At 32.8% G+C, this 16,849-nt stretch carries 13 protein-coding genes; 8 read left to right on the top strand and 5 right to left on the bottom strand.

Annotated features, from left to right (window positions below):
* On the bottom strand, positions 1-230 hold a 230-nt coding region (locus ABYI63_RS15945), incomplete at its 3' end, for a hypothetical protein (RefSeq protein ID WP_372757775.1).
* 732 nt (positions 231-962) lie between these two features.
* Here ABYI63_RS15945 and gyrB point away from each other — a divergent pair.
* A complete protein-coding gene (gene gyrB / locus ABYI63_RS15940; protein ID WP_372757773.1) occupies positions 963-2,912 on the top strand; it encodes a DNA topoisomerase (ATP-hydrolyzing) subunit B in 1,950 nt (649 codons plus the stop codon).
* A gap of 97 nt (positions 2,913-3,009) precedes the next feature.
* Here gyrB and ABYI63_RS15935 read toward each other — a convergent pair whose 3' ends face one another.
* The 4 genes from ABYI63_RS15935 to ABYI63_RS15920 form a co-directional block, all read right to left on the bottom strand.
* On the bottom strand, positions 3,010-3,468 hold the full coding sequence (locus tag ABYI63_RS15935; RefSeq protein WP_372757771.1) for a hypothetical protein: 459 nt from the start codon (positions 3,466-3,468) through the stop codon (positions 3,010-3,012).
* Positions 3,469-3,620: 152 nt separating this feature from the next.
* Complete coding sequence (locus tag ABYI63_RS15930) at positions 3,621-4,199, bottom strand: porin family protein (RefSeq protein ID WP_372757770.1); 579 nt, start codon at positions 4,197-4,199, stop codon at positions 3,621-3,623.
* Between the two features lie 28 nt (positions 4,200-4,227).
* Positions 4,228-5,004 (bottom strand): membrane metalloprotease, encoded by a 777-nt coding sequence (locus ABYI63_RS15925; RefSeq protein WP_372757768.1) that lies wholly within the window; start codon positions 5,002-5,004, stop codon positions 4,228-4,230.
* Positions 5,005-5,100: 96 nt separating this feature from the next.
* Positions 5,101-6,144, bottom strand: a complete 1,044-nt coding sequence (locus ABYI63_RS15920; RefSeq protein ID WP_372757767.1) for a hypothetical protein — start codon at positions 6,142-6,144, stop codon at positions 5,101-5,103.
* A gap of 270 nt (positions 6,145-6,414) precedes the next feature.
* Between ABYI63_RS15920 and ABYI63_RS15915 the strand changes: the two genes are divergently transcribed.
* From ABYI63_RS15915 to secDF, 7 genes are all read left to right on the top strand, one after another.
* The gene (locus ABYI63_RS15915; protein WP_372757766.1) at positions 6,415-6,930 is read left to right on the top strand and encodes an RNA polymerase sigma factor; all 516 of its coding nucleotides are present in this window, start codon (positions 6,415-6,417) and stop codon (positions 6,928-6,930) included.
* Positions 6,931-6,983: 53 nt separating this feature from the next.
* Positions 6,984-7,895, top strand: coding sequence for a FecR family protein (locus ABYI63_RS15910; RefSeq protein ID WP_372757764.1), 912 nt, complete (start codon positions 6,984-6,986; stop codon positions 7,893-7,895).
* A complete protein-coding gene (locus ABYI63_RS15905; RefSeq protein WP_372757762.1) occupies positions 7,885-10,431 on the top strand; it encodes a carboxypeptidase-like regulatory domain-containing protein in 2,547 nt (848 codons plus the stop codon). Before ABYI63_RS15910 ends, ABYI63_RS15905 begins: the two co-directional genes overlap by 11 nt.
* Positions 10,432-10,535: 104 nt before the next feature.
* On the top strand, positions 10,536-11,570 hold the full coding sequence (locus ABYI63_RS15900) for a DUF6588 family protein (protein ID WP_372757761.1): 1,035 nt from the start codon (positions 10,536-10,538) through the stop codon (positions 11,568-11,570).
* A gap of 236 nt (positions 11,571-11,806) precedes the next feature.
* A complete protein-coding gene (mdh, locus tag ABYI63_RS15895; protein ID WP_372757759.1) occupies positions 11,807-12,727 on the top strand; it encodes a malate dehydrogenase in 921 nt (306 codons plus the stop codon).
* A gap of 144 nt (positions 12,728-12,871) precedes the next feature.
* Positions 12,872-13,489 carry a hypothetical protein gene (locus ABYI63_RS15890; protein WP_372757757.1) on the top strand — a complete coding sequence of 206 codons (618 nt, stop codon included), beginning with the start codon at positions 12,872-12,874 and terminating at the stop codon, positions 13,487-13,489.
* Between the two features lie 148 nt (positions 13,490-13,637).
* Positions 13,638-16,628 carry a protein translocase subunit SecDF gene (gene secDF, locus ABYI63_RS15885; RefSeq protein ID WP_372757756.1) on the top strand — a complete coding sequence of 997 codons (2,991 nt, stop codon included), beginning with the start codon at positions 13,638-13,640 and terminating at the stop codon, positions 16,626-16,628.
* Positions 16,629-16,849 lie beyond the last annotated feature (221 nt).

Here is a 16,849-nt window from a genome sequence, read left to right as displayed (position 1 = left end):
TTTTTCTCTTTCGGAAAATTTTCGATAATGATTTGTTTTTCTAATGCAGAACTTTCAATAACCACATCGTCTCTTAAATCGTTTAAAGACACGCTATTATTATAATTATTAAAAGAGTTATTATTTGTGGCTTGTGCATTTTTAATGACGTCAAATAACTTATTCACAGCCTCACTGGGTTGTGCTCCTTTAATACTCGACAATACGTCGACTGTCATAATTTTACTCATATCTTAATTTTTAAATTAAAAAAAGCCTTCCAGTTTAAGGAAGGCTTTATATATTTTTTTAAACAATAACCTTCCAGTCCTAACAATTAGGATTATTGAAATTATTATTGTTATTAGTTGTCATAACTTTTTTTTACCAGCCAAATATATGTAGAATATACGTGCTAAGCACTATTTTTTGTTAGATGCTTTTTTATTTTGTCAAATTATTAAAAAACTTAAAGTTTAATTATAGGTTTTTTAAATAATTCGGGGTTATAGTATATAAAGGTTTATAGATAAGAGCTTATGATTACTGTTTAAACCAGTTTTAAAAGGAACACAGATTGAGAAAAAGTATTTTAATGCGTAATACCCCCATAAAATATCTTTGGAAGACCGAGGTATAACTTAATAAAAATGGACTGTTTTTTTATTCGATTATGGTGTTTTTAGACCGAAAATTGAATATTGGGTAAAAGCTCTTTACAGTAAAATAAAGCTTTAGAGCGACGTTCATCTTTTTGTTATTTTTGAAAATAAAAAAACAAGCTAAAATGGCGTTTAAGGCCTTTTTTAAGCGATTTAAGCCATTTTTAAGTAATTAACAAATGTTGATAATTATATGTTTCATTCTATAAAAAGCTTTTTAATGCCATGATAATTTCGTATATTTGTTTGTATTCAAAAGGATGCTAAAAGGCATCTTTTTTTATGTAATAAATAATAGCAATAACATTATTAAAGGATAAAATGAGCGAAGCAAAAGAAGAATTTAATAAACACAATTATTCAGCAGATAGTATCCAAGCCTTAGAAGGTATGGAACACGTGCGTATGCGTCCGTCCATGTATATTGGAGACGTGGGTGTTCGTGGTTTGCATCACTTAGTGTATGAGGTGGTAGATAACTCGATTGATGAGGCCTTAGCAGGACACTGTAACAATATCACTGTAATTATTAATGAAGATAATTCCATTACCACTGAAGATGATGGTCGCGGTATCCCCGTAGACTTACATAAAAAAGAGGGTGTTTCTGCACTTGAGGTTGTAATGACCAAGATTGGAGCAGGAGGTAAATTTGATAAAGATTCGTATAAAGTATCTGGAGGTTTGCATGGTGTTGGTGTAAGTTGTGTTAACGCACTTTCGCAACATTTACGAGCTACAGTTTACAGAGATGGGAAAATTTACGAACAAGAATACGAGCGAGGAAAGGCCTTGTATCCGGTAAAACAAATTGGTGAAACTGAAAAAAGAGGTACGACGGTTACTTTTAAACCAGACGATACCATTTTTACACAAACCTTAGAGTATAGTTACGATACCCTAGCGAGTAGATTGCGTGAGTTAGCTTATTTAAATAAAGGAATTACCATTCATTTAGTAGATAAAAGAACTAAAAAGGAAGATGGTACTTTTGAAGGTGAAACATTTCATTCTAACGAAGGTTTAAAAGAATTTATAAAGTTTTTGGATGGTAACCGAGAGCCTTTAATGAAAGATGTAATTGCTTTTGAAGGTGAAAAAAATGGTGTACCTGTTGAGGTTGCCATGGTTTATAATACATCGTATGCTGAGAATTTACACTCGTATGTGAATAATATCAATACCCATGAAGGAGGAACGCATTTATCAGGCTTCCGTCGTGGTTTAACTATGACTTTAAAAAAGTATGCCGATGATTCAGGCTTGCTTAAGAATTTAAAGTTTGAAATTTCTGGTGATGATTTCCGTGAAGGACTAACAGCCATTATTTCGGTAAAAGTTCAGGAGCCTCAATTTGAAGGGCAAACTAAAACGAAGTTAGGAAACAGAGAAGTGTCAGCTTCAGTAAGTCAGGCAGTATCTGAAATGTTAACTGATTATTTAGAAGAACATCCAGACGATGCTAAAATCATTGTTCAAAAAGTAATTCTAGCAGCACAAGCACGCCATGCGGCTCAAAAAGCTCGTGAAATGGTGCAGCGTAAAACTGTTATGAGCATCGGTGGTTTACCTGGAAAGCTAAGTGACTGTTCTGAGCAAGATCCTGCAAAATGTGAAGTATTCCTAGTAGAGGGAGATTCGGCAGGTGGAACTGCTAAACAAGGACGTGACCGTGCGTTTCAAGCCATTTTACCTTTAAGAGGTAAGATTTTGAACGTAGAGAAGGCAATGACGCACAAGGTTTTTGAAAATGAAGAGATTAAAAATATTTTCACTGCATTAGGGGTTACTATTGGAACTGAAGAAGATAGTAAAGCCTTAAACCTTTCAAAATTACGTTACCATAAAATAGTTATTATGTGTGATGCGGATATTGATGGTAGCCATATTGCGACGTTAATACTTACGTTCTTCTTTAGATATATGAAAGAATTAATTGAGGCTGGACATATTTACATTGCCACGCCACCTTTGTACTTGGTAAAGAAAGGTAATAAAAAAGAATATGCTTGGAGTGATAAAGAACGTGATCGTATCGCGGAAGAATTTGGTGGTAGTGTAAACATTCAACGTTATAAAGGTCTTGGAGAGATGAATGCAGAGCAACTTTGGGATACTACAATGAATCCTGAGTTTAGAACCATGCGTTTAGTTCAAATAGACAACGGTACCGAAGCTGATAGAATATTTTCTATGCTTATGGGTGATGAAGTGCCGCCACGTAGAGAGTTTATCGAGAAAAATGCTATTTACGCTAATATTGATGCATAATTAGAATTTTAATAAATCAAAAAAGGCTGTTTAAATTACTTAAACAGCCTTTTTTTTCGGGAAACTTGGAGCAAAAATTTTAAGATTTAGCTTTGGTTTAAAATAACCCAAGGCGTACACTAGGTGTGCTTAATCTAACATTGGTACTAATAGAACTTCTGTTCCTAGGATATCTTTCATAGTAATAACCATCATACCTGTAATAATAGAATGAAGCATGGTGATAATAGTAATCACTATGATGGCATTCATGGTTACAATGGTTGTAATGTTCTACATAAGCATCTTTTTTACCTTTCATATAAGCTTTGTATGCTTTTTTATCTTCCTTTTTTAAGTTCTTTTCATAACTTTTTTGGTCTTCCCAAAAGGTTTCTTCTTCAGCTTTTGATTTGGCGCTAAATTGTTGTTCGAACTTGGCATCTTCTTCAGCTCTTTTTTGGTAATAGGACGCCTTATCATTTGAACTCTCATTCGATGCTTTTGTGTTTTGTGCATTTGAGGTAAATGCAAAACTTAATGCTATAATTAATGCTATTGGTTTTATTGATTTCATAATTATAATTTTTAATGTTATTAATATGGTGTTTCAATAGTAAGACACCTCAAACATTATTTACCCTACCTGATTTTTAAAAAAAATATCAAAAAAAAAGTATTCAAGTTAAATTGAATACTTTTAAAAGTTGTTGTTAGGTTAATTATTGTCTAAAAGTCAAAACCTACCGAGAATAGCCAAACACGGTTCTTTGGGTTTCCTTCATCATAAATGCTACCTAAACCTAAGTGATATCTAACTCCAAAACTGACTCCGGAATCGGTTTTAATACCAGTACCAAAATTCACACCCCAATCGAAACTTTGTGGATCAAATTCCTGAGAGGTATCAAAAACTCCGAAACTGCTGTCAAATTCTTCTTTATGAGAAATGGCTAAACCTGCTTGCGGACCAACTTCTAAATAGAAATTTTCAGAAGGATACAATTTTAAAAGTAATGGAACATTAATATAATCTAGTTTTTGTGTAAACGTACCGCTGTTATCTTCCAATTCGTAACCTTGTTGGGAGTATAAAAATTCTATTTGAAACGAGGCACTTTCTGAAACAAACGATTCGCCATATAAACCAATATGAAAGCCATGTCGTTGTCCTGTTTCGGTGTCGCCATCAAAACTAACAGCAGCTAAATTGTAACCACCCTTAATACCTGCATTTGATTTTTGTGATTGCGCTTGGGTTGAAAGAATGATACTTAAAATGAATATGAAGTTTAAAATAGGTTTCATTGTGATAAATTTAAATGGTTATGTGATTTTATTTTCCGCCGTTGGCTTGTAAATCGGCAATGCATTTTTCGTCCAATTGTGGTGCAGAAGTTGCGCCTATTAAATTTGATAGGCCAGAGCCACTTTCAGCTTCCCAATACATCAAACAGCTTTCTATATTGCAATGTTTAGCGTGTTCAGAATCTTCATGATTTTCTACCATGTCCGATCCTAAATTGGTAAGCCCCAGAATATGACCGAATTCATGAGTTATAACGGTTGTTTCTAAAACCGTTCTATTAGGCTCAAAGGTACTGTTACTCAGGTTTTGAATGGTTTCTTCGTAAATAACAAAAGACGTATTTCTGTATGCGGTTCCTAGAACAGAACCAGAATTTGAATTGCTAGCCGAAGCGCCATCTGAAAAAAATGCCCAAACCGCAATTTGGGTATTGGTGTTAAATTTAGTTCTGTTGGCATCTTCAATAGCTATAATATCAGCATTGCTATAGGTCGATTTTCCTGGAGACGCAATGGCTCTAGCTTCTACCGTAATGCCGTTTGGTTTGTAAGTTCTGGTGTTTAAAAAAGAAACAAAATTATTAATACTACTTTGTGAAGGTTTAAAGCCTTCAACATAAACTAATTCGATAATCATACTTTTAAATGTTGTATCTGATAACAAATCGTTTGATGAACTTCCAGTTGTTTTTTTGTTTTCATTCGTATCTATCGTTTCCGATTCATCAATAATCGGTGTATCATCTTCATTGGTACAAGCAGCTAAAGCCAATACAAGTACTATTATTTTAAATATATTTTTCATGTCTTTTTTGTTTTAAAATAAGCAGCTGTTAGTTTCCTAACAGCCGCCCCACCATAACAAGTTGATTGGATAATCAACCCTAAAACTAAGTAAATACTAAATTTGAGTCAAAATAAGCGTTACCGCAGCATTTGTTGTACTCTTTAGAGAGATAGACGAGTTGCTATAACTTGTTACTTCCCAAGTATGGTTAAGTAAATTGAATGTTGCGTTTCCTGAAAAAGTTAAATTTAAAAACACTTCAGTTTCTGATGTTACTTTATAAGTTCCTTCAACTGTGCTTATAACGCCGTTTACAGCAGTACAAGTTGAATTGTTAGCAAAATCGATGGTGTAATTAGCAAAATCAGTTGTTTTATTTACACCAGCATTTAAAAATGATTGTACTTTAAAAGCGCCATTCACTAAAATGGTTTCAAGGTTTTTTGCTTCTGCTTCAGCGTCATCTTCTTTTTCTTCAACACCCAAACAATCGCTAACACTTGCTTGTAAATCTAAATCACTAGAAATTGTAATAGCCGTTTCATTGTTTAAAGTAGCTGTTATAGGATATTTTACAGAGAATAATTCGTCGTTACCAAAGTTATTCATGTACGTATAAAGTTGTTGCTCCGATTGAATAACAACGCTTCCAGTTTGTTCTAAATTCAAGCTATAAGTTAAAATTGTAATAGGGAAATCATAATCAATACAAGAAATAGCTCCTTTTCCTTCAGCTTCAATAGTTTCACAAGCTGAGACTAAGGCATCGTATTCCGACTGGCTTGTTACAACAACCTCTGTATAGTTGCTCGTTTTAACTGTTAGAGGGAATTTTAATGTTACGGTATCGTCATCATTAGTAAATTGCCCTAAAATATTTAAAACTAACTGATAATCTGATTGTGATATTATAGATACTTGTTGTCCGTTTACAGTTGCAACTACTGGTAGTAATATTGATGAACATGACATACCGTCTAGAAAGTCGTCAAAGCTGCCATCGTACATTGAAGAGCGTTCTAGGTTACTTGCTGTTTGAGAGTCGGCACTATTAGTGTTTGGGTTTTGTCCATTTTCTGAATCTATTTCGTCTTGACAAGATGTGAATCCTAATACAGAGACTAACAAGATTGCGGTAAATTTTCTTAAGTTTTTCATGATAATACGTTTTTTTGGGTTAAATTTTTTTTTCTTTTTCATAGCGACTTTTTCGCCTTTGTTTAAGTAAGACAACTACCTTTATTTTTACCCTACCTTTTTTTTAATTTTTTTTCAACTAATTTTATTGCTGTTGAAAATGATCAATTTAACGATTAAGGAATTTTATAAAGGTTTTTGATACCTACATAACTAAGACAACCTAAAATTAATTTACCCTACTTTTGCAAAAGTATTTAATTAATGTGCCCTAAAAAAACTACTTATTAAATGAATCAAATCGATAATAAACTTTGCGAAGAAACCTTTTTTAATAATTTTTATTTAGAGCATGTACAGCCTGCAATTAACTTTGCCTATTATAAATGTGGCGATAAAGACAATGCTCTGGATTTGGTGCAAGATGCCTTTTCTAAAATTTGGGAAAACTGTGCCAAAATAGATTTTACTAAAGCCAAGACCTATTTATTTACTACTGTAAATAATTTGTTTTTAAACAAGGTGAAACATAATAAGGTAGTGATGGAATATGCCAAAGCAGCTCCCTATATTGATAGAACCAACGAGAGTCCAGAATACATATTGGAGGAAGAAGAGTTTAAAAAGAAACTTCAAAACGCCATGTCGTTATTATCGGATGCGCAACGAGAAGTGTTTTTATTAAATAGAATAGAAGGAAAAAAATACCGAGAAATTGCCGATTTATTAAACGTTTCACAAAAAGCCATTGAGAAACGCATGTCTGGGGCATTAAAAATTTTGAGAGATCACATAGAAAATATTTAATTAAGGTAGGGTAAACAGAAATTGAGTTGTCTTAGAATTGAAGCATATTACAAATGAAAAACGAAAACAACATATTAAAGTGGTTAAATGACGAGCTTTCTGAAGCTGAGGTTGCCAAGTTGAAACAATCTGAAGACTTTGAAACTTTAGAGAAAATAGCTTTTTATGCTTCACAAATGGAAGTGCCACAAATAGATAAGCATAAGGCTTTAGAAGCTTTCAAATCAAGAAATCTATCTAAGAAAGAACCTAAAGTAATTCCGTTAAACGTTAAAACCTTCATGCGAATTGCGGCGATTTTTGTAATCATATTAACATCGTCGTATTTTATTTTCTTCAATAATGCAAAATCTTTTGAAACTCAAATTGCTCAAACGCAAACTATTATATTACCTGATGCTTCCGAAGTTATTTTAAATGCGGCTTCTTCATTAAAATATAATAAGAAAACCTGGAAAGATAAACGTGATTTAGAGTTAAACGGTGAAGCCTTTTTTAAAGTGAGTAAAGGGCAAAAGTTTACTGTAAATACTCAGGTTGGAACCATACAAGTTTTAGGTACGCAATTTAATGTAAAGGAACGAGCTAATTACTTTGAAGTGCAATGTTACGAGGGCTTGGTGGCTGTAACCTACAATAATAAAACCTTAAAATTATCCAAAGGAAAATCGTTTCGGGTAGTAAATGGAACTATGGAAGTTGTGGATGATTTTAATGCGGAAATACCATCGTGGTTGCAAAATGAATCTAGCTTTAATAAAATTCCGTTGAGTCAGGTTGTTAGTGAGTTAGAAAGACAATACGATTTGAATATTAGTTTAAAAGATGTTGACGACACACAATTATTCACAGGAACTTTCACCCATAACGATAAAAATATTGCATTACAAGCCATCACCATTCCTTTAAAATTAAGCTATAAAATAGAAGGCAAAAACGTTACCTTATATAGTTATGAAAAATAGAAAATGGTTAATTTACATACTCTTATTTTTTATTCAATTAGGCCATAGCCAGAAGCCGTCTGAAAAGATAGCTTTAACCGAACTTCTTACAGCTATTGAAAATAAATTTAATGTGAAATTTTCGTATGCTTATGATGATGTGCTTAATGTTACTATTGAAAAACCAGATTCAAATTTCAATTTACAGCAGGTATTAAACTATTTAAATAATAAGACACTTTTAAATTTTAAAACTTTAGATAACCGCTATATTACAGTTTCAGTTATAGAAAAAACCATAACCGTTTGTGGCTTTGTTGTGTCTTCTGAGACTAAAGAAGCATTATTTGGTGCCTCCGTTTATATAAATAACTCAAATAAGGGGGTGATTACTAATGAAATGGGTAAATTTCAATTAAATAATGTGCCTTTAAATGCAACAATAACTATTTCATATTTAGGGTTTAAAGGAAAGCAAATTCAAGCGGAAACCATGTTTGATGTGAATGGAAATTGCAGTAAAATTTCACTTGAAGAAACAGAAGAGGTACTGAATAAGGTGCTTATAACCAAATTTTTAACTACAGGTTTGCAAAAACGTGTTGATGGAAGTGTTGTGTTAAATACTGAAAAATTTGGGGTGTTACCAGGATTAACTGAACCTGATATTTTACAATCCATTCAGGCCCTGCCAGGTGTAGAAAGTGTTAATGAAAGTATAGCAAATATCAATGTGAGAGGTGGCACCAACGACCAAAATCTAATGATTTGGGATCATATTAAAATGTATCATGCTGGTCATTTTTTCGGATTAATTTCAGCTTATAATCCAAACTTAACAAATAAAGTTGTTGTAACTAAAAACGGTACAAGCAGTGAATTTAGTGATGGTGTTTCTAGTACCATAAGTATGTTCACAAAAGACGAAATAACCAATAAATTACGAGGTGGTGTTGGCGCTAATTTAATAAATGCAGATGCATTTTTAGAAATGCCAATTACCAAAAAGTTAGCCTTACATATTTCCGGAAGGCGTTCCTTTACTGATTTTTTTGCATCTCCAGCATATGATAATTATTTTGAACGTAGTTTTCAAGATAGTGAACTAACTACCAATAGCGATAATATAAGCGAAAGCAATCGGTCGTCAGATTTTTATTTTTATGATTATACAGCCAAGCTTTTATTCGATTTAAATGAAAATCATCAATTCCGAGCAAACATTATAGGCATTACAAATAATTTAGATTACAACGAAAGTTATACGAATAACAATAACCAAACGGAGTCTAAAACAAGTAATTTAAGTCAAGAAAATATTGGTGCAGCAGTAAATTGGAAGGCAAGTTGGAATAGTAATTTCAGTATGGAATTAAGTAGTTTTTATTCCAAATATTATGTAAATGCTATTGATTACAGAATTGAAACCGACCAAAAATTAACACAAACTAATGAAGTTTTGGAAACCGGTACAAAGTTTAAAACGAATTTAAAGTTGAGTGAAAACTTGGTTTTGTTAAATGGTTACCAGTTTAGTGAAATAGGTATTTTAAATGCAACAACTGTTACAGCTCCTAATTATGATAAAACGAAAAAAGATGTGTTGCTTAATCACGCGGTGTTTAGTGAGGTGGAGTTTAATAAAAGCCAGACTTATTTAAGATTTGGGGTTAGGGCTAATTATTTTCAAAAATTTGATAAGGTGTTGATTGAACCTAGATTAAATTTCAGACAAAAACTTTCAAATCAATTTGCGATTAAATTGCAAGGTGAGTTTAAAAACCAATCGGCAACTCAAATTGTCGATTTTCAGGATGATTTTTTAGGGGTTGAAAACAGACGTTGGATTTTGGCTAATGAGGAAAGCATTCCAATTTCGAAAAGTAAACAAGCCTCTTTCGGGTTTGAATTCATGAAGAATAACTTACTTCTAGATGTTGAAGGTTTTTATAAAAGTGTAGAAGGCATAACGGCTTCAAATCAGGGATTTTATAATAATTTTCAATATATAAATGCCACAGGGAGTTATGAGGTTAAGGGGCTTGAATTTTTAATAAATAAAACAGCTAGCAATTACAGTACTTGGTTAAGTTATACTTACAGTATTAATGATTACGAATTTAAATCGTTTACACCTTCAAAGTTTCCTAATAATGTTGATATACGACATTCTGTTTCCTTGGCGTTTAATTATGATGTTTTTAACAATTTGGAATTGTCTGTTGGAGGTATCTGGCGTACGGGTCAGCCTTACACCAATCCAGTTGTTGGCAATGAAACAGTGCAAAGTGGTAATCAAACAATTGTTAATTATGATTTGCCCAATAGCAAAAACCTAACAAATTTTATGCGATTGGATGCATCTCTAAATTACACGTTTAATCTTTCAACTGAAATGAATGCGTCTTTTCGAGCAGGTATTTTGAATGTTTTGGACCGGAAAAACACGATTAACAGATACTTTGAAGTAGATCCGAACAATTCAGAATCAGCGATTCAAATTGATAATATCTCGTTAGGTTTAACCCCAAATTTAAGTTTCCGATTAAATTTTTAAATGTACTTAGCACTTATAAACACCGATTAAATGCAAGAAATCACGATAAAATGTTTTTTTGTTGTGATTTTATATATATATTTGTTTAACCCAAATTTAAAATAATGAAAAAAGTATCCTTATTCATGATGTTGTGTATTGCAACCATTTCTTCAAACGCACAAGATATCGATGCGCTATTGGCGGCCGGTGTAAAAAATGCCGAACGATTTGCAGACGATTATTTTAAACCAGCTTCTAACGGTATAATGTATAGTATGAATGCCAACTGGTTTAATACGGCTGTAGCGAAACCTTTAGGAGGTTTTGAAATATCTGTTTTAGCCAATGCTGCAACAATTAAAGATGAACATAAATCTTTTTCAATGAACATCGCTGATTATAATACCGATCCTGATCAAGATTTTACTGTAGAATTCGCAGATCTTGCGAATTCGAAATTAGTGGCAACGGCATTAGGAGAAAATGAGCCAGATATTGAGCTTGTTGTGAGATATGATGATCTTATTTTTGGAGAACAGGAGGAGCGAATTACCTTGCCAAACGGAATTGGTTCTGCTAGTGCCAATATGATACCTACAGCATTTATACAAGGAGCCTTAGGGTTGGGAAGCGGTGTAGAACTAAAAGGGCGCTTTGTTCCTAAAGTGGATACAGAAGATTTTGCTCTAAGTTTATATGGAGCAGGTTTGCAAATCGAATTTACAAAATGGTTACCAGCAGATAAAATATTACCTGTGGCAGTTTCAGGTTTAGTAGCATACACCCATTTAAATGGTGAATACGATTTAACAGAAAGTTCTGGTATTAGTGGAGACAATCAAAAGTTAGAAAATAACACCAACACATGGTTGTTCCAATTAATAGCATCAACAAAATTGCCAGTTATTAATTTTTATGGCGGTATTGGCTATATTAAAGGAAAATCGGAGTCCGATTTATTAGGTACTTATATCGTATCTAGTGGTCCTTTATTTTCAGAAAGAATTGAAGACCCATTTTCAATATCGAGTGAAGTGACTGCTGTTAGAGGAACAATAGGCACCAAGTTAAAATTAGGTTTTTTTAGATTCAATGCTGAATATCATTTGTCTGAATTTGATACCTTTTCAGTAGGATTAAATTTTGGATTTAGATAAGATATTTTAAATAGAAAATTTCATATATAATAATTGTTTTAGTTTTAGTTAGTTTAGTTCAAAAAGTGCAAGATTAAATCTCGCACTTTTTTTATTTAATGTATTTAAATTTGTAATTTAGCGTACTTAAAGCTATTAATACCCTTTTGTGCTTTCTCATTAACTGTATAGCACATTTTGAAAGGAAAAAATATCAAAATTATATTTATCAACTAAAAATTATTAAAAACTAGAAAATGAAAGTAACAGTCGTAGGTGCAGGAGCAGTAGGCGCAAGTTGTGCAGAGTATATTGCTATTAAAAATTTCGCTTCAGAAGTTGTTTTGTTAGATATTAAAGAAGGCTATGCAGAAGGTAAAGCTATGGATTTAATGCAAACAGCCTCGTTAAACGGTTTTGATACCAAAATAACAGGTATAACAAACGATTACAGCAAAACAGCAAACAGTGATATTTGCGTAATAACCTCTGGTATTCCTCGTAAACCAGGAATGACGCGTGAAGAATTAATTGGTATAAACGCAGGAATTGTAAAATCGGTTTCTTCAAGTTTAATTGAGTTCTCTCCTAAAACGATCATTATCGTGGTGAGTAACCCAATGGATACCATGACTTACTTAGTTCATAAATCTACTACATTGCCTAAAAATAAAATAATTGGAATGGGTGGTGCTTTAGACTCTGCTCGTTTTAAATACAGATTGGCAGAAGCTTTAGGTGGACCTATTAGTGATGTTGACGGAATGGTTATTGGAGGCCATAGCGACACAGGAATGATTCCTTTAACGCGTTTAGCTACAAGAAATGGTGTGCCAGTTTCCGAGTTTTTAAGTGAAGAAAGACTAGAGGAAGTAAAAGAAGCAACTAAAGTAGGTGGTGCTACGCTTACTAAATTACTAGGAACTTCTGCTTGGTATGCACCAGGTGCAGCAGTATCTGCATTGGTACAAGCCATTGCTTGCGACACTAAAAAAGTATTTCCTTGTTCAGCTTTATTAGAAGGTGAATATGGATTTAATGATATTTGTCTTGGAGTACCAGTAATTTTAGGTAAAAATGGTATCGAAAAAATTGTTGATATCACTTTAAATGATGCTGAAAAAGCAAACATGATTGAAAGTGCTAACGGTGTTAAAGCGGTTAACGATTTACTGTAAATTAAATGACTAAAGTGTACAATTATAAGTACACTAATATTATAAAACTTCTAAAGTGCCTAAAGTTGTATGAAAGTACAATTTTAGGCACTTTTAACTTTAAATACTTTAGGCTCTTATAAGTAAAAAACATATATTTGGCGCATGAAGGCTAAATGGTACATTTGTACACTCATTTTTATTTTTACCTTTTTAGGTGTTGTTAATCACAATCAAATTCCAGAAGCAAATCAGGAACTTGTATTGCAGTTTACGCATCTTAAAGTACCTGCTAACGAGGCTGAAAGCACCATTGCAATCGTAAAATCACAATTGCAATCTATTGGTGTAGAAAATATAAAAGTCGAGCAACAACCCGATGGTAAATTAAAAATCACTTATTACAGTGATAAAGATGCTGTTAGTGTAAAAAAATTATTGTCTGAAAAGTCTGTTTTGGCTTTAGGAACTACTCAGTCTAAATTAAACCATAAACATTCAAAATCACCTTCAAATAAAAAGCCATCAAATTATAATTTCGATGTTTTTGAAATACATAAACAAGATGCAGAATCTGGTTTTGGTGGTAAATGTGCTTTAGAATTAAAATCTGATTTTAATCGATTTTTCATTCCTAATATATTTATTCCTGCAAATGATGTAGATTTAAATTCTTTAGAAAACCTAGAAAAAGAAGCCTATAAATTTCGTTATAGTGTTGCTATAACAATAGATAATACGTCTTATCAAATTCCTGAAGTAAGGGCAGGTCCTAGCTGCTAAAAGGAAACTTTCCTAAATTAGCATGGCTTTCATTTACCAATTAGAAGCTATATCCAATCTCATTTAATCATAAAAAAAAATAATTGTCAAATCGTGGGTAAATTCTATATTTGCTCGTTTTAAAAAATTTGACTAAAATAATTTCATAATGCAAAACAAAGGACTAGTAAAGTTATTTGCGGTGTTGTTTGGTTTGGTAAGTATCTACCAATTATCATTCACATTTAAAGCAAATCAAATTGAAAAAGCTGCAGAAGAAGCAGCTATAAGTAAAATTCCAACCACCGATCCGGATTACCGTGCTAAAAGAAGTGCTGAAGAAGCGAATTATCTTGCGGCAGTAGCAACAGATACTGTATTTAATATTGGTATTGCAAAATTCACATATAACGATGTGAAAGAAAAAGCTATGAATTTAGGTTTGGATTTAAAAGGTGGTATTAACGTTATCCTTCAAGTGTCGGTAAAAGACATTTTAAAGGGATTGGCTAATAACAGTAAAAATCCAGTATTTAATAAAGCATTGGATGATGCTGAAATTCTTCAAAAGAACAGTCAAAATACCTATTTAGAGGATTTTTATATTGCGTTTGACAAAATTAAAGGTGATACTAAGCTAGCCTCTCCAGATATTTTCTACACAAAAGCATTAGATGGTGAAATTGAAGGAACCATGTCTGATGATGAAGTTAAAAAAATCATCAGTGTAAAAATAGATGAATCAATTGTTTCTGCTTTTGAAGTATTACGTAAACGTATTGATGAGTTTGGTGTAACATCTCCAAACATCCAACGTTTAGGAACTTCTGGGCGTATTTTAGTTGAATTACCGGGTGTTAAAGATGTGGAGCGTGCTACAAGTTTATTACAAAGTACTGCTCAATTAGAATTTTGGGATGCGTATAAAGGAGAGCAATTCTTCGGTTTCATGGCTCAAGCTAATGAAGTTTTAAAAGAAACTGGCGAAGTTAAAAAAGATACACTTCAAGGAGGAAACCAAGATAAAAAAGAAGCAACCGATTCTACTATCGATGACCTTTTAGGTGAAGCAGCAACCGATTCTACAGCAGTAAAATCAGTAGAGCCTTTAATTGGTTTAATCCGTGGTTATGGTTACCAAGGTGGGCCAGTAATTGCGCAGTTTGAAATTAAAGACAAAGCACAAGTACTAGAATATTTAAACTCTCCTAAAGTAAGAGCCTTACTTCCAGCGGAAATGCGTTATGCGAAGTTTGCTTTTGGTAAACCAGAAAAAGACAGTGAAATTGTAGATTTATATGCCTTAGTAGGTAATAGAGATAATATTCCGCAATTAAGTGGTGCCGTGGTTACCGATGCTCGTAACGATTTTGGTCAAACGGGAAAACCAACGGTTTCTATGCAAATGAATGCAAAAGGAGCTAAAATTTGGGAAGAAATGACAGGAAAAGCTTATGCTCAAGGTTCTCAAATTGCCATCGTTTTAGATAACGTTGTATATTCTGCACCAGGTGTAACAACTGGTGCTATTTCTGGAGGAAACTCAGAAATTTCTGGAAACTTTACATTAAACGAAGCTGTCGATTTAGCAAACGTATTACGTGCAGGTAAATTACCAGCGTCAGCTGATATTATTCAAAGTGAGGTAGTTGGGCCATCTTTAGGACAAGAAGCTATTGATAGTGGTACAACATCTTTCATGATTGCATTAGTTTTAGTATTGGTTTGGATGATTATCTATTACGGAAAAGCGGGTGCTTTTTCAGATGTAGCTATGGTATTGAATATCTTATTAATGTTCGGTATTTTATCTGGCTTAGGAGCTGTGTTAACATTGCCTGGTATTGCCGGTATCGTACTTACTATTGGTATGGCTGTAGATGCGAACGTAATTATCTTCGAACGTATTCGTGAAGAAATAGCAAAAGGCAAAGGACAAAAAGAAGCGATACAAGATGGTTTCAGTAATGCCCTTTCCTCAATCTTAGATGCGAACATTACAACAGGTTTAACTGCATTAATATTATTTGTTTTTGGAACAGGACCTATTAAAGGATTTGCGACTACCTTATTAATTGGTATTGGTACATCATTATTTACAGCTATTTTCATTACTAGATTGTTAGTAGATTGGTACGTAAACAAAGGTGGTGTGTTAGAATTCTCTACACCGCTTACTAAAAACCTATTTAGAAACTTAAATATCGAGTTCTTAAAGAAACGTAAAGTAGCATACATTATATCTGGTGCTTTTATTATAGTAAGTTTAGGGTCTTTATTTACAAATGGTTTAGATCAAGGTGTCGATTTTGTTGGAGGTAGAACTTACCAAGTACGTTTTGCTCAAGATGTAAGTGCTTCAGAAATTACAGCAACCTTAGTGGATGCTTTCGGTAGTGCAGATGCGAAAACATTTGGCGATGCAAACCAATTAAAAATCACAACTAAGTATAAAGTAAATGAATCTGGCACTGAAATAGATGAAGCGATTCGTTTAAAACTGTACAACACATTACAACCTCATTTAACAGGCGTATCATACGACCAGTTTATCAACGAATCGGATGCTAAATCAGTAGGTTTAATGAAGTATTACAAAGTAAGTCCAACAATTGCTGATGATATCAAACAAGCATCATTCTGGTCTATTTTAGGGTCGTTAATCGTGGTATTCCTTTATATCTTATTCCGCTTTAAAAAATGGCAATACTCTTTAGGAGCCGTTGTTGCAGTATTCCACGATGTATTAATAGTATTAGGTGTATTCTCATTAACATACAGATTTATGCCATTTAGTATGGAAATAGATCAAGCATTCATTGCAGCAATCCTTACTGTAATTGGATATTCGTTAAATGATACCGTAATTGTATTCGATAGAGTTAGAGAATACGTAAACGAGCATACTAACTGGAAATTTAATAAAGTAGTAGATGTTTCTTTAAGTAGTACATTAGGTAGAACCTTAAATACATCGTCAACTACCTTAGTTGTATTATTATCAATCTTCATCTTTGGTGGAGAATCTATTAGAGGCTTTATGTTTGCATTAATAGTAGGTCTTGTAGTAGGTACATACTCATCATTATTTATTGCATCGCCAATCTTGTACGATACTGTTAATAGAGAAGAAGAAAAGAAAAAGAAATTAGAAGCATAAACTAACTAAAACTAGTTTCTATAAAAGCCTGCCAATTTATTTTGGTAGGCTTTTTTCGTTTTAAAAAAAGTGAGTTTTGGGGGCATTATCTCATAAACTGTGTAAGTTTTAAAATCTCAGGTTAAATTTTAATCTGAGATTTTTTTATTTATTAATTTTAAATTTTACACACTTATGAAACCAGAAGACATTTTAAACGAAGATTTTTTAAAGCAATTTAA

Source organism: Mariniflexile sp. (genome assembly GCF_041583155.1).
Classification (GTDB): Bacteria; Bacteroidota; Bacteroidia; order Flavobacteriales; family Flavobacteriaceae; genus Mariniflexile.
The sequence above is the reverse complement of the archived record's forward strand: the minus strand, read 5'-3'. Positions and strand labels throughout refer to the sequence as shown.